Genomic DNA, 19,991 nt, shown 5'->3' with positions numbered 1-19,991 from the left:
AAGCGCCCCTAAAAGAAAGCCACCCAAAACTGAGTGGCTTTTTACTGGTTTTCTAACTGTTATTGGGCGATGAGATCAACGTTGGTCACGCTGTATTCATCCAGCAGGATGCTGCTACCTTGCGGCAGGTTAAAGACTTCCCACAAGGTGAATACCGGCGTCGCTGCGTTCCAAGTTGCAGGAACAGCCCAGTCGCGTTCACCGGTGCGGTCATCGATAAACTCGACGTATTGCCACTCGGTGGTCGACTCAAGCACTGCGCTGAACAAACCGGCACCGCTGTAACGGCCCTGGAAGCCCACCGCGTCGTCTGGCTTGCCTTCGTAGTTCCAGGCAACAATCGCTTGACGCAGCGTTACCGGCTCAGCCGGAACTTGCTCCAACTTGACCCAGACACCAAAGCGATAAACATCACCAATTGAGTTCAGGCCTTGGCCATAGTTGGCGGTGTACCAGTTGCGCTGGTTGTTCCACACTTGTTGCGCGCCCCACGAATATGGCACTGTCTCGCCATCCCATTCGGCCTCGCCAGCACCAGCGGTAATTCGTACCGATGCGGCAGAGCCTGCGACCACATCATCAGACGCCGAGTAGCTCGCATTACCGAGATAAGCGGCTTGGACAAAGTCCAAATCAAAGTCGATAAACCAACCGGCTGGGTGAGCGGAGGTACCCGGATCACACATCTGGTTGTTAACGACCGTCATGTCCATTGACTTAGGCGTGACTTCAGAGATTGGCGTACCGCCGGTCTCACCTGAAACCAACTCAACATCAACGGTATTGATGGAGCCAATGTCGGCTGGCATTTTCACTGCCAATACTTCACCAAAGCCGCCAACACCGCTGTCCCAAGACATGCCTTTGACGTAGTCCACTTCATTGGTCAGCGTCCACTGGTAGCCGTACTCACCGGTCAGGTTGTCGTTCAGTTCAAATGGCTGAACATTAATGCCGGTGGCGGTACACGCAGCAACTTGCTTGTGGCCAGTTGGCGTGCCGAGGTCATCGGTGTCCTGATTGGTAATGGCAATGCTGAACGCAGAGGTCACGGTCACTGTATCAGTGGCCGAAGCTTCTGGGTTATCGACGCTCGTTGCTGTGACGCTGGTTTCACCAACCATGACACCAGTCACCAAGCCAGCAGCATCAACCGTTGCAACATCTTCGTCAGCCGAAGAGTAAGTCAGCTCTTGGTTACAAGCGTACGTCGGCACCGTTGATGCAACCAGCTGTGCAGTGCCACCAGCAGGCAGTTCCAGCGGCGCAATATTAACGCCGGTGACCGGATCGTCAGTGGCATTAATGGTTAAACGCAAGGTGCGCTCTGGTAACGGTTCACCCGGCGTCATTGGATAACCATGGTCAATGGTGTAGGTAATTTCATAGACCGCTTGGGTTGGATAATCCGGGAAACCATCTGGGATTGGGTTATTGTCACTGTCCCGATCGCCGCGCACGTCGGTGTCATCACAGGCGCGCAATGCTTCGGCAAAGGCATCCGTGTCAACATAGAGCATGCGGCTATCTTCTGATTTCACAAATGGTGAAATGGTTTGGTTTGGCACTGTGTTTGAAGGCCCCTGCGGAGTCTCGAAGTTGTCTTCTGCCTCAAACAACAGTTGGCTGGTCACGATGCGCGTGGTCAGGTTAGCCGCAGGCTCACCATTCACCACTGCACCTTCGAGCAAATCAATGGTTTGCAGGCCAGTTTCTTCATCAAACTCAACAACAATCTGCTCGGTTTCAAACGTCAGTTCATTGTTATTTTTCTTGTAACCTGAGTCGTAGCCACTGTCCGTGCCGCCACAGGCTGATAGTGCGGCCGCTAAGGCACTTGCGATCGCAGTTTTTAATAGTAAGTTTTGTTTCATCTTACTTCTCCAATTCTTTATCGGCTGGCCTTTTTTAAGGCCAGCACTTAATAAGTTCACTGATGCTTAGAAGCTGCCACGGATACCTAAACGCCATTGACGTCCGGTTTGCCACGTTGACACGGTACGGTTCTTCGGTACGCCGCCATCAAGGGCATTACCTTCGTCCATTACCACTTCAATGCTGTTAGGGTCGTTGACATTACGAGTGTTCGAACTGGTGTAGTAAGTCCGGAACGACTCTTCTGTCAGGTTCAACACCTGGAAAGTGACACTTATTTGGTCAGTAATTGGGTACGCTGAGCTGAAGTCCAGACGGTGGGTGTCTTCTTGCCAAATGGCACCACCAGCTTGACCACGGCTAACCAATACGTCGTCTTGATAACGGCTTGCTAAGCGCAGCTGAATGCCACCATCTTCCCAGTACAAGGTTGTATTCAACGAGTTTTCTGGCGTGTAAGGCTGTGGCAGTGGCTTCAGGAATACGCCGGTATCACCGATTTCTTCCTTGTCAGACTCTGAACTCTGATAGGTGTAGTTCATGTTGAGACCCAAGCCAGACCAGATCCCCGGTAGGAAGTCATAGTTCTGGTTGTAGGTGACTTCGAGACCTTTGATCTCGGCGCCTTTACCATTGGTTTGGGTGACCACGTTCACCACATCACACTGGATATCCCACTGGTCGAAGAAGCCAGCCACCTGACGCATTGGGCTACAGTCATCTTCATCACCTGGTAAACGGTTTGGATCGAATGGCAGTAACAAGTCTGCGGTTTCTAGCTCGTATTCGGTGCGGATGTCTTTGTAGTGGAACGGAATAATTACCGTCTCTTCAAAGTCTTCCATGTCCTTGTAGAAACCAGCAACCGACAGCAAGCCTGACTCGTCGAAATACCATTCCCACGACAAATCAAGGTTGGTTGATTTCAGCGGTTTCAGTTCAGTGTTACCGGCAGAACCTGTGGCTGTAGGCGCCCACTGTTCTTCACGAACTTGGTTACGTGGGTTCAATGAGTCAAAACGAGGACGGGTCATGGTGCGAGTCACGGCGAAACGGCCAATCATGTCATCGTTAATGGCATAGTTAAGGTTCAAACTTGGCAGCCAAGTATCTTGTTCACCAGAACCTTTGGATTCGAATTCGCGAACCTGTACTTCCTGACCATCGCCACCTGGGCCGGTGAAGGCGGTGGTACGATCAAGCCATGGCCAAATGTGACCGGCAGAACCAAAGTGAGCCCACTGACTGCGTGGCGAATTAACGAGGTTGCCATCGGCATCATAGATTTGTGATGGCAATTGATTCAGTGTCAGGTTGCCATTTTCGTCCATAAAGACGAGGCGGTTAACATCTGGACCAGTCTGGCCATCAGGGCCTTTAACCAACCATTCACCTGTGGTGCTGTCATAAGGAATGGTGGCGTCATTGGTGTAGTTGTAAGCATGGGTAACTTGCCATGCCCAACAGTTACGCAGTTGATCATCGTTTTCTGGGGTATAACGCGTATCAATACCCATGATTGCGTCTGGACAAGGTTCTTGGCTCATGTCCGCGAGGTTACGGGTCACCAGCAAATCATAGGCATCCAGCATTTGTGGGAACTTGACGTAGGTGATACCGCCAATACCTTTGGCAGAGTTCTCATCACGCACCCAACGAACACCAACGTTACCCGTCAGCTGACCTTCAAGCGCCTCAAAGTTGGCTTTGATGTAAGCCGCTTTGGTTTTGGTTTCAATGTAGCGGGTACCGGCACGAGTTTCGCGCAAGCCAACCTCGCTGGCATCTTTACCGGAGACCAACTCCAATGCTTTGTCAGCATCGAGCATTGGCCAGCCGCCGAAGAAATCATTGCCACGGCTGTTAACCAAATCTTTGGCATAGTTGTCGTACGGGAATGATTTAGTCGCAAGAATATCGCCTAAACGAATCGAGCCCATACCACGGACTTCAAAGTCGGCATCCGGATCATCCAAGTCAACCAAATCAGAGCCATTGGTGGTGGCGCGGTTTTGAATGTTGACGTCTTTGGTACGATCAGACCATTTACCACCAAACTGAATCGAAGTCAGGTAGTCAAAATCAAACAGGTATTCGAAATCAACGAACACTGATTTGATTTCATCTTCTAGCTTGTTTTTACGTAGGGTTAAACCACCTAAGTGGTTGTGGTTCATATCAAATGGCGTAAAGCGGCTGTAGGCAATATTAGTGGTGCCATCAAAGGCATCAAATACTGCAGGAGTAACACCGGCGGTGTACGCACACTGAGCGCCACTACAGTCATAACCGACACGCTCAAAGGCGTCGTGATTCATCTCTTCGACAACCTGACGGCCGGCAGTACCCCAAGTGTTGGTGCTGATCGAGATGAAACGATCCTTCTCATCATCATCTGGGTTTTCATCAGTGGTTTTTGAATAACCTAAGCGCAAGCTACTGCTGAAGTTTTCAGTGATGTTGTAATCAATGGTGAGAGAAGCAACGTCCGTGTCGACTTCACGCAAGCCGTAAGAACGGTTGAAGTTACCAGCAGCAGAACGGCTGGAGTACTTGGCTAATGTGTTGTTGCCAAAATCAATGCCATTCAGGCCAGTGACATCTTCACCCTGGTAAACATTGGTGACCGGCGCATAGTTCAAGCGCAGGTTGTGATAGTCAGTGGTAATATCCTGCTCGGCGTGGGTGACATCCAACTGAATATCTAAATCATCGGTAGGACGATACTGCAGACCAACAGAAACAGAGAAACGATCACGCTCATCTGTACTCAGTGAGAAGTCGTCGTAGTTGCGCGCCAGAACATAGAGGTCGCCTTCATATAGGGCCTGAGTTTCTGGGTCATAGCCTTCCAATGAATCAATCGGATTAAGCTGTTTGTTGCCGTCGTCATCAAGAATGTAATCGCCATTCTCATCACGCTGATAACCCAATACACGAATTGGCTTGCCGGTGGCAATATCGTGAGCGGTGTGGCCACCGTCTTTCATCAAATCGTCAATTGGCAGTGCGCCGTTAACCCAAGTCGTACGAACGCGGTCTTGACGAGTTTTTTGAGTGTCTTTTGATGCGGTAATGACAACACCGAAGGTCTCATCAAAGAACTTCTCCGAGAAGCTGGCATTGATGCGATAGTCGTTCTCATCAGCGAATTCGTTGTGACGACCTTCAACGGTAAAGGAGCGACGAGAGTTGTTCAGGCCCAACGGCTTAACGGTGCGAAGCTCGATGTTGGCACCCAGTGAACCTTCGTTCTGATCGGCGGCAGCGGTTTTCACCACGTCAATCGACGACAAGATGTCGGATGAGAAAGCACTCAAGTCGACACTGTTATCGTTGGTTGCACCAGCGTCTGAACCATCAGTACTCAGACCACCGGTCAAGGTAACGCCGTTGACCGATACTTGGTTCAATGATGGGCCAGCACCACGAACGGAAATACGAGTACCTTCACCGCCCTCTTCTTGTACCGATACACCGGTTACACGAGATAGTGCGTCGGCAATGTTTTGGTCGGTAGATTTACCCACGTCTTCGGCGTGGATAGAGTCGGTGACGTTATCAGCGAAACGCTTGGCGTTAACGGCTTTTCTTAGACTGGCACGAAGGCCACGTACTTCAATCACCTCGACTTCTTCATCCGCGCCTTCTTGATTTGGTTCTTCGGCGGCGTAAATGGATGAAGACATGATTGAAGTAATAATCGCAGCGGTTAACGCTGACAATTTGAAATTACTCTTCATCGTATTGAATCCTCTTCTAGTTCTTATCGGCAAGCAGTACAGCCCTTCTCTGCACGCCTTTTTAAGCATCTGGTTTATGGCTAATTGCCCGGCCTCTTGGGGCCGAGATCATCGATTACTTGATATTCGAGTCCCCCATTTGCTCAATCCCCCCTCGGATGTGTTCAGTTAATTAATGTGCTGTTTTAACAGGTCGACTCAGCGGCTAAGCTGGCCGACCGCTTCACTAGTCGTTCACCAGCACAGACACGCGTTTGTTGGTTAAATACTCTTGCAGGCTGTAGCGTGAGCAGTCTTTACCCACACCACTTTGTTTCAGGCCACCGTGAGGCAGGTGCACGGCATAATGCACCTCGTTAACACACACACTACCGGCGGTAATTTGATTGGCGGCTTGCATACCACGCTGCAAATTGGTGGTGTAAACGTAAGCCGCTAAACCAAACTCACAATCGTTGGCCATGGCAATAATGTCGTCATCGTCGCTGTATGGGATCACCGGCAGCACGGGACCAAAAATCTCATCGGAGGCGACTTCCATGTCGGTGGAAACATTCGAAAGAATGGTCGGTTGTAGGTAAAAACCTTTGCGGTCAGCAGGTGCCTTGCCGCCCAATTCCACTTTGGCGCCAGCAGCAACTGCACTATCAATCAAGCCTTGAATGCGGCTGCGCTCTTTTTCATTAATCACTGGGCCCATCAAGCGCCCTTGTTGGCGACCGGCACCAAGCACTAAGCCTTCAGCGTGGGCCTTGGCTTCTGCTAGGAATTCCTGATAAACCGACTCATGGACGAAGCAGCGATTGGCTGACACGCAAACTTGACCCGAGTTGGTGAATTTCAAATCGACAATGTTACGAGCTGCTTTTTTAACGTCGGCATCGTCATAGATAATGACCGGCGCATTGCCACCTAGCTCAACCGAGAAATGTTTGATGCTGGTACATGCCGTGCGCATGGCTTTAACACCCGAATTAGTCGAGCCAATCATGGTGAACAACGCTGGAATATCGCTGGTCAGCAATGGATTCGTAACGTCATAATCACTGCTGGTAATGATGTTGATGACGCCCGGCGGGAAGCCAACTTCTAACGCTAATTCAGCACAACGCAAACTGGCCAGAGGCGTCACTTGCGATGGTTTAATGATGCTGGCACAACCGGCGGCCAGCGCTGGCCCCAGCTTGTAGCCTAAGTTCAGCAGCGGGAAGTTCCATGCTAGGAAGCCAACCACAACGCCTAAAGGTTGGCGTGTGACGTAGTGGTGGAAACGACCATCTGGATCAACGATCACCGGCTGATCAACACGCTTGGCTTCTTCGATGAAATAGCGCAGGCAGGTGGTGAACATGCCAAAATCGTATTCGGCATTGTCCAGCGGCTTACCGGTCTCTGCGATCAGCAAATCAATAATTTCGTCTTTGTGGGCTTCAAGTACTTCGGCGTACTTGAGCATCAGCGCCTCGCGCTCAGCTAGCGATGTTTTCGACCAAACATCAAAGCCCGCTTGAGCACTGGCGAGCACCTGCTCGACCTGCTCAGGATCCATTTGTGGCACATGGCCAATCACTTCTTCATTATCCGGGTTGACCACTTCGAATGTGGTTGAAGAGCTAACCAGCTCGCCGTTGATCAACATTTGATATTGATTGGTAGTCATTTTGTTTCCGTCGTGCTAATGGTGAATTCGGTTAATGCATCGGTATCAATCTCTACGCCAAGGCCTGGCGTTTTCGGAACTTTGGCGAAGCCTTCAACGACTTCAACATTCACTTTGTAGAGTTGGTCCCGAAGCGGATTCTCGGTGCGGTCATATTCCAGATAGAGCGGCTTCGACTCAGCTCGGCCCGGCTCTGAGTATGAGGTTGCAAGGAAGTGGGTTGCCGCCGCTAAGTTCAATTGCGTTCCCCAAACGTGTGGGATCATATTGATGCCGTTCGCCGAGGCAATGGCGCGGATTTTCAGCGCCTCACTCGGGCCGCCGCAGTACGCCAAATCAGCTTGCACCAGCTGAACCCCGCCTCTGGAAATCAAATTATTGAAACCATAACGGGTTTGCTCGCACTCGCCGGTGGCAACAGGCAAGTTGATTTTATCTTGCAACTGGCGGAATAAGTCGGGATGTTCAGGTGACAGCGGCTCTTCAAACCACAGATAGCCATGCTTATCTAACACCTTACCAATGCGAATCGCCTCTGGCAGGTCATAAGCATGGTTAGAGTCCGCAGCCAACACTGTGTTTGGCAATGCTTCGCGCATCGCAACAATGAGTTTCTCATCAAAGTCTGGGTTTTTACCGACTTTGATTTTCATTGCTTTGAAGCCTTGTTCGGCATAACCAACCGCTTCATCAACCAGTTGCTTGAGCAGTACATCTTCAGGTAATTCCTGGAAGTACATGCCTGTAGCATAGCAAGGCACTTGATCGCGACAAGCGCCGCCCATGAGCTGGCTAACGCTTTGGCCAAGCAGCTTGCCTTTTAAGTCCCACAACGCCATATCGATGCCGGACATCGCCGCCATCATCACGCCGGAACGACAGAAATCTAACGAGGCGCGCCACATGTGGTGCCAAATTTGGTCGGTAGAGAGGACGTCCATGCCTAAGATGCGAGGCGCATAAAATTTTTCGACTGCGCCTTGAATAACGTCTGCAGGCCCGTAGCACTCACCCCAACCACGAACACCATCAGTGGTGATAATTTCAATCAGCAAGACATTGCGCTGATCATAGAACCATTGGGAAAAACCGAAGGGTTCGTTCAGTTGGCATCTGATGTGGTGCGTTTTTATACATTCAATTTTCATAAACAAAACCTGATTTGGTGTGCTGACGACATAACAGTCACAACGAACGCACGGCTAACAAAAGAGTTAAATTCATTGTAGGACTTATTCAAACGTATGATGTTTGCATTTGCAAGATGTAATTCAAAAAAACGTGAGCGATGTGTGAATTTTATGTTGGTTATTTTTGACGGCTTATGCTTGCACTCAAATGATCGCGAGCAAGCGCTAGAAACGGCAGCAAGCTAACCACAATGAACCAAGGTTGAAGTGAGCTCACAGTCATAAAAAGCAACCATGAAAGCCCTTAAAAGGCCGAAGGGCCTTGAGCTGCGGTGATCAGGACCAGTTGCCTGATACACCGGCTTATGGAGGTAAATGCTTACTCTAGCTCGCTTGCTTTAATTGAAAGGCTGACACGTATGAGTCGAGGATCTCGGCGGTCTGATCGAGCTCATTGCTCGCCACTTGCGTCGATTTAACATGGGTTGTCATCTCATCAGAATCCGACTTAATTTCATGGATTTGACGATTAATATCGCCTGAGGTAACCGATTGTTGCTCTGCCGCGGTAGCAATTTGGGTCGACATTTGGGCAATGTTGTCCAACTCTTGCTGCAACACTTCAAAGGCTCCGAGGGTTTCAACAACAACAGCAACCGCTTCGCTGCCCTGACCTTTTAATCGGTCCATAGTGGTGGTGACAGTATGCGCACCGTTTTGTAGGGCCTCGATTTGCTGCTTGATATGGCCGGTGGATTCCTGAGTACGGCTAGCAAGGCTGCGAACCTCATCGGCTACGACTGCAAAACCGCGCCCTTGTTCGCCAGCCCGAGCCGCCTCAATCGCGGCATTCAAAGCCAGTAAATTAGTCTGCTCGGCAATATCCTGAATGACATTAATGACCGCACCAATGGCATTACTTTCTTCATTGACACTTTCGACCATCTGCGTGGCGCTATCCAATTCACTGGTCAGCCGCTCCATGATGTCTTTACTGGTATTGGCACTGTCGGCACTTTTCACCGACATATCGTGGAGTCGCTGAACCGCATCTGAGGTTAGCTGGGCACTGACAGAAACTTCGCCTACCGAGGCGGTCATTTCATTCATTGCCACCGATACGCCGTCAGTATTGCGATTCTGATTTTCCGCCCGCTGTTGGCTAATGGTCATCGACTGCAGCACATTGGACGTCAGCTGCTTCATTTTCATTTCCACTTCCAGCACGCCCGCCAGCGCCGAATGGAAGCTGGTCAACAAGGAATCAGCGGCTTTGGCGACGTCAGACAATTCATCATTACCCGCAACATCCAGCTGATAATTTAAGTCTTTGTGCTCTGCCACGTGGGTGAGCTGCCGTACCAAGCGCTTGAGCGGCCGGATGATGGACATAATGATGAAGTAAGACACCACACCAACGGCAACGCAAATGCCAAAAAATAGTAACAAGCTTTGCCACACTTTGGCGGCTGCTTGCTGATAGAGCTGATCGGCTTTCTCGACTATCTGAAGGGCTAACTGATCTTTAAAGCGGTTCAATGAATCAATGTTCGCAGAGGCGCGCGGGTACCAGGTTTTGGCATCAAAGGGTAGTTTCTTGCCGGCTGAATCACGATAGGCTTTCCAATCGGCAATCACTTGTTGCACGGCGCTCGACTGCAAGTGCTGGCGGGTAAACTCCTGGCGCAAGGCTTCGTCGGCATAGGCATTAAAGCGCGCGATCAAGTTGCTGATCTCTTGCCGAGTGGTTTTCTCACGAGCGTAAATATTGTAATCCAGCTCGGCCATGTACGAGGCGCGCGCAACGACGCCGCGTTCAACCGAGTAACGGTCACCTAAATTGACCAACGCCAGATAAGCATTGGTTAACAAACTTAATTCCGGATCATCAGAGGCTATCCGAACAATGGCTTCAAACAAGCGAAAGAAGCGCTCGGAAGTGCTGTCATAGACGGTCAGTGTCCAGACTTTACCATCTAGGATCAGGTACTGATCGATCTTATCTCGCACCGCCACCATGGCGGCCAAGCTCTCGTTGAGTCGGTCGAGCACAGCAAGTACCGATGGCATCGATTGATACGCTTTATTGTTGAGGCTGACGTAGGTTTTGAATTCTTGAATTTGGCGGTTAACCACTTGTCGCTGCCGTTGCATATCGGCTTGGAAGTCGTTGCCCTGACTGCCAAAGTAGTCGCCTTTAGGGCCAACGACATTATTCTCTCGGGCGAGGAAACCATTGGCCAGATCACGTTCGTCCTGAATGGTGTTCATTAGGGTGCCCGCTTCTTTCGCCAGCGCCATTAGACTGGTGAGTTCAGCGATGCGCTCTCGTTCGGCGCTAGCATGTCGGTACTGATTAAGTGTTAATACCCCAATCACAATGATGGGTAAAAACGCCAGCGCGATGATTCGCGGTGCAATTTTGAATCGGCTTAGAAAATTCATCGACAATCCAACCTCTTTTATAATTTTATCGTCAGAGTCTTGGTCCGTAAGACAAACTCAGATCCGTCTTGTGTGGTTGATGTACTTATTGTTTTGGCAATCGCAGCTGGCGCACAGCGGTAGGGGCGCTCGTGCTGACAACGCGATTCACCTTGGTCTTGGTTACAGTTTTCTGGTGCTCTCCTCCAACTGAGGCTTTGCCTCAAAATAAGGTTCGGGCGCGATAGGGAAAATCGCCCCGAACCATGCATCTTAGTTATTGTTTGATGTTGAACGTTTCATGGAAACGAGGCATCGCTTTCTCGCGCCAGTGAACACCTTCTTGGTGGATGTGGAACCACTTCGGCTCAGCATGCTGCCAGCTCCAAATTTCCATATCGGCGACCATTTCACGCAGCACGTTCGGATATTGCTTGCTCAGATCGGTGGTTTCGCCAATGTCTTTCTCAATATCAAACAACTGCCATTTGTTGCCCGTTACATTGACAATTTTCCAGTTGTCTTTGCGCCCAGAAACTTCCGAGAAGCCATTGCGATGACGCATGACATAAAGCATTTCTCCAGCTCTAGGGCTGGTGCCATCTTGCAGGCTTTGCCAGATATCTTTGCCGTCGAGCTGCTTACTTGCTGGAATGTCAGCACCGGCTAGGGCGGCAAATGTCGGGTAGAAATCAAGTGTTGAAACCGGGTGTTTGAAGGACTTGCCAGCTGCAACCTTGTTCGGCCAGTGGAACAGCATTGGTGTCCGGGTACCACCTTCAAGCGCACTACCTTTCTCACCGCGCAATGGCGTGTTGCTGGCGCCAAGCTTCGGCTTACCGCCGTTATCGCTGAGGAACACAATCAAGGTGTTATCGAACTGATCAGTGGCCTTCAACGCTTCGACCACACGCTTCACGCCACGGTCAACGGCATACACCATGCCCGCATAAACCTTGCGCTTTTTATCTTTAATCTCGGGGAATTGATCCATGTCCTCTTGTTTGGCTTGCATGGGTGAATGCGGCGCGTTGTAAGCGAGGTACAAGAAGAATGGCTGGTCCTTTTTCTCTCCGGCTTTGTTAATAAAGTTCACCGCTTCACGCGACAACCCATCGGTAATGTACTCTGTCTCTTGAACTTCTTTGCCGTTGTATTCAAGCGGATGGAGGTAACCACCAATGGCTTTTTTCAAGCCGTTTTTGCGCTGGCGTTCATAAGCCGGAGCAAAACTTTCTGGAAAGTAATCATGACCGCCGTTTAAGAAGCCATAGAATTCATCAAAACCGCGATTATGCGGATGATACTGCGCAGTTTCACCCAAATGCCATTTACCCACGACACCAGTAAAGTAACCCGCTTGCTGCAAGGTTTTACTAATAAATGTTTCTTCAACAGGTACGCCTAAGCCACCAGAGAGATAGCTGGTTGGCAGGTTGAACTGTGAACCGAACTTGTGTGGGTGACGGCCAGTCATCAACCCCGCGCGGCTTGGTCCACAAAACGGGTGAACATTGTAAGCTGCGTTAAATGTGGTGCCATCAGCTGCCAGCGCATCTAAGTTCGGCGTGCGAATGTCTGTTGCACCATTAAAGCCGACGTCGCCGTAACCTAAATCATCGGTGATGATCACCAGAATATTGGGACGCTCAGCGGCACCTGCGGCAAAAACACTGGCAAGGCCTAACAACGCCGGAGCCAATCGTTTGATTAATGTTGTTTTCATAACTTCCTCTATCTGCGAGGTGAGCGACACCCCGCGTTAATCATTACAGGTACGCTTTGGCGTGATGCTCTAATTTAGTCAGTGACGGATCGTCAACTCGCTTTAGCTCTGCTTTCAGCAACTCCACCATCATGGCGATTTGATTTTTGTACTTGGCGTTGCCAATCAAGTTGGTGACTTCACCCGGATCTTTTTTCAAGTCATAGAATTCATCGACGTTGTCACCTGGGTTCCAGACAAACTTGAATTCTGGTGTGCGAATAGCGCGAATGCCGAACCAAGAGCCGTTGTACCACTCGTAGGCATAAAGGGCGGTGTCTGGCTGACCGGCTTCGGCTTTGTCGCCTTGGCTCATTAATGGCGTCAGGGTATGGCCATCAACATCACCATCGCTGGCCAAGCCCATCAATTCTGCCAGCGTTGGCGTCACATCAAGCAATGACACCTGACGTTCAACGGTGCGCGGTTGCAGGTTTGGATTTTTAATCAGCAACGGCATCCGCATCAGCTCATCGTAGGCATAGGGGCCTTTGTCATAGAGTGTGTGCTCTCCCAACATGCTGCCCTGATCGCCAAGCAAGACAATATGCAGATCGTCGTAAATACCTTCATCTTTGGCGGCTTGCAGCAGTTCCCCGATAATGCGGTCAACCATAGCAATAGCGCCATAGTAATAGGCGCGAGCTTTGCGCCAATCCATGTCCGTCATATGACCGACATCGTGCCAAGGCCACCAAATACCGCCCTGAGCCAATGGTTTTTTCACGCGCTCTGCGAGGTGATTAGATGGCAGCTTGAGTTTTGCTGGGTCGAACATGCTGGCGTAAGGCTCAGGCACCCGATAAGCAGGATGCGGCTGATTGAAGCTGATCACACCAAAGAAGGGGCGCTCGTCACTGGCCATTTGCTTGAGCATTTTCTTACCCGCAACGACTTTCTTATAAGCCTCGGTGTCTTCATAACCGCCAGGCAGCGTACGATAGTATTCGTGCTTTTCATCGCCCTGATCGAGCTTACCTTCATAGTAGCCTTCGACTTGAGCGACTTTTGAATACGGCGTGTAAACCCGAGTGAAGCGCTCGCGTGGTTCGTGGCCGTGCGCTAAATCGATTTCCGCGCCACGCATTGCTGTGCCAGTACCACCTAAGTGCCATTTACCAACGTGGCCGACCAAGTAGCCCGCATCCTTGGCGCGCTTGATCAGCGTACCTTCACGAGGATCCAATTCCATCAAGCGGGTATGGTAGAGCTCGACATTGTCATCAAGGCCGGTTTTATGGCCCCAGCGGCCGGTGTAAAACGCCGCTCGAGATGGCGAACACAGCCCCGTTGTTGACATGGCGTTGTCAAAACGAGTGGATTCAGCAGCCAACTGGTCAATATTGGGTGTATTAACCGGGCCACCGCGGTAAGAGAAAGTGTCAAAACGCATATCGTCAAACATGAGTACCAGCACATTTGGTTTTTCTGCGCGCTTGACATCGGCCCAAGAGGGTGAGGCCAGAAACGGGGTTACCAGACACAGCACAGCTGCTGCGCCTTTAAGTGTTTTAAGAGAAAACGAGTTCATGAAAGCAAGCTCTTGTTGACTCCAGTTATGGAAGCCTTATTGAAAAAAGCACGGTGTCGTGCCACTCATTTGTCCTGTTTAATTCGGTTACAAGCAAATCTCTGAATCGAGCTGTAATCCAGTACCAGCCAAAGTGAAATCAGCCGAACGATTGTCATTGTTGACGCCGTTTGCAGCGGCCACTTGCTGGCATGGTGTATCAATCACGTCAGTTTCAGCCGCCACCACGTTGTTACAGGCCGACAGCGACAGTGCTGTGGTGATGGCAAAGGCAAAACTGCCACTACTCCCCAATTGATTCATCGCTCAATACTCCGATGCTCATTGTTCTTTATGGTTTGTTCCTGCGACTACGGCAGGATTAATTGTGACACCTATGTAAACATATGATGTTTATGCTTTCAACAGCAGTTCATGCGCGAGTGCACAGTTTGTTAACGAATATTTTTGATTCCGTGAGACCGATGAAATAGTGAAGGTGGCTCGCTGATACCGTTATCACACCAGGTTTGAGTGGCTTTGGCTGGTTTTAGTAATGAGTCGCACGCTAGGCAATTTAACAAACCAGCAACAAGTGTAGTGATTTGTAAAGCTCATCATTCCACTCCATTAGGACAAAAAAAACGGGAAGCCAAAAGGCTTCCCGTTTCGTTTCAATCTTGGTGCAGCGGCTGATTAACGCTCGACGTTGAAGTTCTCTTTGAGGCGACGAATGGCGTCGGTCAACAGTTTTTCTGTCAATTGCTCAGCCTTATCGCCATCACCAGCCGCAACCGCTTCGTATACTTCACGATGGAAGGCAACCGAGTCACTATTCTTGCGAGGGTCTTGATTGGTGATCCGCACACTCACCAATAAGGCGGAGTAAATCACCCCTTCCATGGCATTAAGAAACTCATTGTGGGCGGCACGCAACATGGCTTTGTGGAACAAGGCATCGGCCACGATAAACTTCTCGATGGAGCCGGTTTCTTCTTCCATGCCCTTGCAGGCTTTATCGATTTCAGCAATGTCTTCTTCGGTCGCGCGCTCGGCAGCCCAGCGAGCAGCTTTCGGCTCAAAGGCGAGGCGGATATCCATCAACTGGTTAATAAAGTCAGCACGCGGGGTTGCCGTGATGTGCCAGGCTAAGACATCGTCGTCCAGTAAAATCCACTCATTACGTGGTCGGACTTTAGTGCCAATCCCGCGGCGAACATCCAGTAATCCTTTACCAACTAAAATTTTAACCGCGTCGCGTACAACCACGCGACTCACTTGGAAGCGCTCGGCCAAGGCATTCTCGTCGTCAATCAAGGCGCCCGACTCAATCGAGCCAGCAACAATGCGACGGCCCAGTTCGCGGGCAACTTGCACCGACAAACTTGGGGTCATTTTGGTCGACCGCTTCAGATCGTAATAAACTAATTCACTCATCGGCAAACATCTTATCTTTCTGCTGACTATTAAACATATTATCTTTAATTACTTTGAATAGTATAATAATTCGTTAATTTAAGACAGCTTCGTTACCTGCATCAAATCAATAAATTTGCTATCAGCCACGTTGTTGCAAATTTAACCGAGCAACTCTTTAAAACTGGTGACATACCCTCTGGCATTGGCGCGAACTTGCTCCAGCGTCATCGAAGGCTTATACAACGCCGAACCTAAGCCAAAACCATCTGCGCCAATGTCGACATAGGGCTTCATGCTTTCAACCGATGGCGAGACGCCGCCTACTGGGTAACATTTGGTGTCCGTTGGCAACACTGATTTCAACGCTTTAAAACCATCCAAGCCGACCATTGAAATCGGGAACAACTTCAGCCCAGTAGCGCCAGCGGCTAATGCGGCAAAGGCTTCGGTTGGTGTCACCACTCCGGGGAAAGTAGCACAGCCCGCTGCAACTGACATCTTGACCACCTGCTCATTGAAGTTCGGCGTAACCACCAAATTAGCGCCAGTGGCAATCACCTGCTCGGCTAGCTCTGGTGTCGTCACCGTGCCAGCGCCAATAATATATTTGTCACCATACTTGGCCACCAGCTTGGCAATGCTGGTCAAGGCATCAGGGCTATTGAGCGGCACTTCAATCATGGTGAAGCCTTCTTCAACCAGCACCTCGGCAACATTAAGCACCTGCTCTGGGGTGACACCGCGGATAATCGCGATCAGCGGTAAGTGTCCTTCCAATGACACACAATCAGTCATTTGATAAATCCTCAATCAATCGGGTCATGCCCGCAAGAAAACAGGCGTTACCATCAGCAATGGTCGCCTCAATACCCAAACAAGTGGCAGCTTTTTGATAAAGCCTTGATAAGGTGTCGCCACCAACGATGTAGACTTTTTTGCTGGTTAATTCGCGCAATTCAAAGCCAATTAACAAACCCGAGAGGTAATCTGGAATTTGCTCGCGGCTGAGCTTTTCGAATAAACGATTGGTCCAAGCCAAAAACAAGCGGCTGGCAAAAGGACCAGACTGACCATCTTCGACGCCTTTGATAAAGGCTTGTTCGTCGCCGCATGGCTTCGGCAAGTCGCGGCCAAGCAACATGTGATTGGAAATTACTGAATAGAGCTCGCCCGTTAGAAAGCTGGCAAAAGACCACAATTTACCGTCTTTAAACAGCAAGTGCTTACTGTGGGTGCCCGGCAGAATCGCTTCGTAATCGGTGGCATCAATGAGTTTCGCCAAGCCTAGGGCTTGCACTTCCTCACCGCGGATCACATCGTATTTATCGCCTTCATATTCGTGGCTAACGCCCGGCATGATGATGGCTTCAGGCCCCCAAGGCAGGGTAAAGCGGTGAGCCTTGGCAATCAGATCGCCCGCCCCCACTGGCGTTGGCGCATAAGCCACATTGACCCAGCCTTTGAGCGAGCCAATCATACCGGCCATATACACCGGCAGTTGGCTGTAGTTGGTTAGCCAGTCTTTTAAAATGGCCTCTAGCGATTCGGCGAATTTGCCGTCCTCAACTTGCAAGATCCCCATCGGGTGTTCTTGCGTGGCCAGTAATTCGTGCTCTGCCGACATGGCAAAAGCACGAAAGTTGGTGGTTCCCCAGTCGAGGATCAGGTAGTTGGTATTTTCAATTGACATCTAAACAGCTCCCTATGCCTTGGCCAATTCCAATTCAATTGCTTCAATGGTTTTGCCCTTAGTTTCCGGCAAAGCAAACCACATGACAATCAAACCTGCGAGGCCCAAACCGGCATAAATCAGGAAGATAGTGGATACCCCTAAGTTATTGAGCTGCCATGGGAAGAATTGCTGGATGCTCCACGACGAAATGGTTTGCACCAAGGCAGCAAAAGGTAATGCAACACTGCGGACTGAGTTGGGGAAGATTTCCGAGAACAATACCCACATAATCGGCCCAATCGACAAGTTAAATGCCGCGAGGAAACCGAAAATACCAAACAGTACTAAGGCTGCATTAACGCCACTAATGGTTTCATTAATGACCAAACCACTGACCAACGGAAACTCTTTCTTATCAAAGTTGGCGGCCAGCGCTTGCTTTAGCTCCACATCAGTATCAAAGGTTTGACCGACAAATGGCTGGATCTTGGCAACATCAATACCTTGGGCCTCAAGCTGCACTTCAATCGCAGCAATAGCCTTATCGTCAAAGGTGTAACTGGCTTGGTTGAATCCCATCCATGTCGCTCCGTGGGATAACACCACCAGAATCAAACCGGCAATGGTTAATATTCGACGCCCTAGTTTTTCTACAAAACCAATCGCAATGAGGGTTGCAGCTAAACCGACAGCGCCGGTGGCAATGGTCTGCAAGAAGGTGTCTTCAACACTCATGCCGACCTGCTCAAACACCATCGGGGCGAAGAACAACACCGCGTTCATCCCCGTCGCGCCCTGCACAATGGCATAACAAACAGCAATAAACAGAACAAAACGCATCCGCTTACTGAACAATTCTTTGAGCTGTTTGGCGGTATCGAGTTTGTCTTCTTTTTGCAGACTTTGTTTAACGTCGCTCATCAGCGAGTCAACTTGGTCGTCATGGGCAATGACCTTGAACACTTCGCGCGCTTCGTCATCGCGATGCTTGGAGATCAACCAGCGAGGCGACTCAGGAATGCGCAGTAACAGCGTCACCCAAATGGCGTTGGCAATCAGCTCAGCGCCGAGCATGACCCGCCACACGTTGGTGTTGTCAATCCAGCTAATGCTTGGCATCGACTTAATGAGGAAGTAGTTGATGATAAAGGCAAGCAGCAACCCGAGGCCAATCATGAACTGGTTCACCGAGACAAACTTGCCACGGCTCTCGGGTGGTGCGATTTCACCGATGTACATGGCCGAGACGGTAATTGAAGCGAATGCCACACCACCAATAAAGCGGCCCACGATCAGCATTTCATAGTTCACCGCAGTGGCCGACAGAATCGACGACAACGAGTAGGCAAAGCCAATTCCTAGCAACACCTTGGCGCGACCGAAGCGCTCACAAAGGGTGCCCGTAAATAGCAAAGCAACAATAACACCTAACAAAGCACAGCCAACAACGGTGCCCTGTTGAATGCTATCGAGCTCAAACAAGGAGCTGACGAAACGAACCGCCCCGGAAATGTTGGCGGCGTCGAGCCCAAACACAAAACCACCGAAAGCGGCGATTAATGAGTATTGGGTCACAAGACTGTCTGGACTTTTTCTCATAATTTGTCAGAAACCTATGTACATCACATCATTTCAAACATATTATGTTTAAAGTTTTTGAAACTCAAGGGCCATGTTTATAAAACTTGGTTAACAATCATCTCGGGATCACATAATGACAAAGTTGTTACCTAACGCTGGATTGATTGCGCTCATCGCGGGCTTATCGCTGCCCTCTGTTGACGCGACTGAAGTTGAAAAAGCAACAAATTTACAACCGGCGAAGCTATTCGCCGAACTACCGGCAAACTGCCCCACGCCCGATGCCTTTGCCATCGCGCCAAATGGTTCGCTGACCTTATCTTGCCCCAACTTCGCCAATAATAAGTTGCAGGGCGAATTACTGTCATTGAGTCCGACTGGTGAAGTCAGTCACCTGGCAACAGTGCCAACCTTGGGCCTGAAAAAGAAAGCCAACCCAATGGGCATTGCCTACGATGAACACGGTGCTCTTTATGTGGGTGATTCTCGCGGACCAAAATTTGGCCGTATTCTTAAACTCACTTTTGATGGCAACGACATTGTTAATACCGAAGTCATTGCTTCGGGTATTAATCCCAATGGCCTGCGCTATCACCAAGGGCAGATATACATTACTCAGCTGCAAATGCCGAAGGTGAAGTCCGCTAAAACTACCAGCGCTATCTATCGTTTCAACGCCTCAGATCGCAATTTGGCAATGACTAATACATTAAGCGATGCCCAGCTGATTTTTCATACTGAAACAGACAACCCGGCAATCAAATTTGGTCTCGATGGCCTTGCCTTTAATAAAGCTGGTGAGTTGTTCACTGCCGATTTGGGCGACAGCGAAGTCTATCGCCTCACCATGGACAAGGACGGTAAGGTCACCGGCAAAGAATTGCTGGCGAAATTGCCCAACGATACCCGTATTGATGGCATCGCCTTTGATGCCGACGACAACCTATATATGGCCGGATTTGGCCTCAACCAGATTTTTAAACTCAGCCCTGATGGAGTGGTCACGCTGTTAGCCGACTACGCTGACAACGACGGCTCCAATGGCCAGATTGATCAGCCAGCCGATCTAATCGTCTATGGCAACAAACTGGTCATCTCTAATTTTGACTTAATGAAAGGTAAAGGCATTCGCAACAGCAAACACAGCAAGCCATACACCGTTTCATATATTGAACTTAACTAACAAATAAGATTTTTGGCCGCGGTTGGTGA

Annotated in this window: 13 protein-coding genes; 1 reads left to right on the top strand and 12 read right to left on the bottom strand. The window is 50.0% G+C overall.

Annotated elements, in window-relative coordinates; translation table 11 throughout:
* Positions 1–59: 59 nt before the first annotated feature.
* From IC617_RS02795 to IC617_RS02740, 12 genes are all read right to left on the bottom strand, one after another.
* Positions 60–1,874, bottom strand: coding sequence for an Ig-like domain-containing protein (locus IC617_RS02795; RefSeq protein ID WP_191143459.1), 1,815 nt, complete (start codon positions 1,872–1,874; stop codon positions 60–62).
* A gap of 66 nt (positions 1,875–1,940) precedes the next feature.
* Positions 1,941–5,618, bottom strand: coding sequence for a TonB-dependent receptor (locus tag IC617_RS02790; protein WP_191143458.1), 3,678 nt, complete (start codon positions 5,616–5,618; stop codon positions 1,941–1,943).
* A gap of 226 nt (positions 5,619–5,844) precedes the next feature.
* Positions 5,845–7,278, bottom strand: a complete 1,434-nt coding sequence (locus IC617_RS02785) for an aldehyde dehydrogenase family protein (RefSeq protein WP_191143457.1) — start codon at positions 7,276–7,278, stop codon at positions 5,845–5,847.
* A complete protein-coding gene (locus IC617_RS02780; RefSeq protein WP_191143456.1) occupies positions 7,275–8,426 on the bottom strand; it encodes a mandelate racemase/muconate lactonizing enzyme family protein in 1,152 nt (383 codons plus the stop codon). The genes IC617_RS02785 and IC617_RS02780 overlap by 4 nt, the downstream gene beginning before the upstream one ends.
* A gap of 366 nt (positions 8,427–8,792) precedes the next feature.
* The gene (locus IC617_RS02775) at positions 8,793–10,853 is read right to left on the bottom strand and encodes a methyl-accepting chemotaxis protein (RefSeq protein WP_191143455.1); all 2,061 of its coding nucleotides are present in this window, start codon (positions 10,851–10,853) and stop codon (positions 8,793–8,795) included.
* Between the two features lie 256 nt (positions 10,854–11,109).
* On the bottom strand, positions 11,110–12,558 hold the full coding sequence (locus IC617_RS02770; protein ID WP_191143454.1) for a sulfatase family protein: 1,449 nt from the start codon (positions 12,556–12,558) through the stop codon (positions 11,110–11,112).
* 43 nt (positions 12,559–12,601) lie between these two features.
* On the bottom strand, positions 12,602–14,128 hold the full coding sequence (locus IC617_RS02765; RefSeq protein ID WP_191143453.1) for a sulfatase family protein: 1,527 nt from the start codon (positions 14,126–14,128) through the stop codon (positions 12,602–12,604).
* An 87-nt stretch (positions 14,129–14,215) separates the two neighbouring features.
* Entirely contained in the window at positions 14,216–14,431 is a 216-nt protein-coding gene (locus IC617_RS02760) for a hypothetical protein (protein ID WP_191143452.1), read from the bottom strand.
* A gap of 372 nt (positions 14,432–14,803) precedes the next feature.
* A complete protein-coding gene (locus IC617_RS02755) occupies positions 14,804–15,544 on the bottom strand; it encodes a FadR/GntR family transcriptional regulator (protein ID WP_191143451.1) in 741 nt (246 codons plus the stop codon).
* Between the two features lie 141 nt (positions 15,545–15,685).
* Positions 15,686–16,321, bottom strand: coding sequence for a 2-dehydro-3-deoxy-6-phosphogalactonate aldolase (locus IC617_RS02750; RefSeq protein ID WP_191143450.1), 636 nt, complete (start codon positions 16,319–16,321; stop codon positions 15,686–15,688).
* Positions 16,314–17,216, bottom strand: coding sequence for a 2-dehydro-3-deoxygalactonokinase (locus IC617_RS02745; protein WP_191143449.1), 903 nt, complete (start codon positions 17,214–17,216; stop codon positions 16,314–16,316). The genes IC617_RS02750 and IC617_RS02745 overlap by 8 nt, the downstream gene beginning before the upstream one ends.
* 12 nt (positions 17,217–17,228) lie before the next feature.
* The gene (locus tag IC617_RS02740) at positions 17,229–18,773 is read right to left on the bottom strand and encodes an MFS transporter (RefSeq protein ID WP_369410353.1); all 1,545 of its coding nucleotides are present in this window, start codon (positions 18,771–18,773) and stop codon (positions 17,229–17,231) included.
* A gap of 139 nt (positions 18,774–18,912) precedes the next feature.
* Between IC617_RS02740 and IC617_RS02735 the strand changes: the two genes are divergently transcribed.
* Positions 18,913–19,962: an SMP-30/gluconolactonase/LRE family protein gene (locus IC617_RS02735; RefSeq protein WP_191143447.1), complete on the top strand. Its 1,050-nt coding sequence runs from the start codon at positions 18,913–18,915 to the stop codon at positions 19,960–19,962.
* Positions 19,963–19,991: the final 29 nt, after the last annotated feature.

The sequence above is a fragment of the Neiella litorisoli genome (assembly GCF_014773395.1).
Lineage (GTDB): Bacteria > Pseudomonadota > Gammaproteobacteria > Enterobacterales > Neiellaceae > Neiella > Neiella litorisoli.
This window is presented reverse-complemented; position numbering and strand designations above follow the sequence as displayed.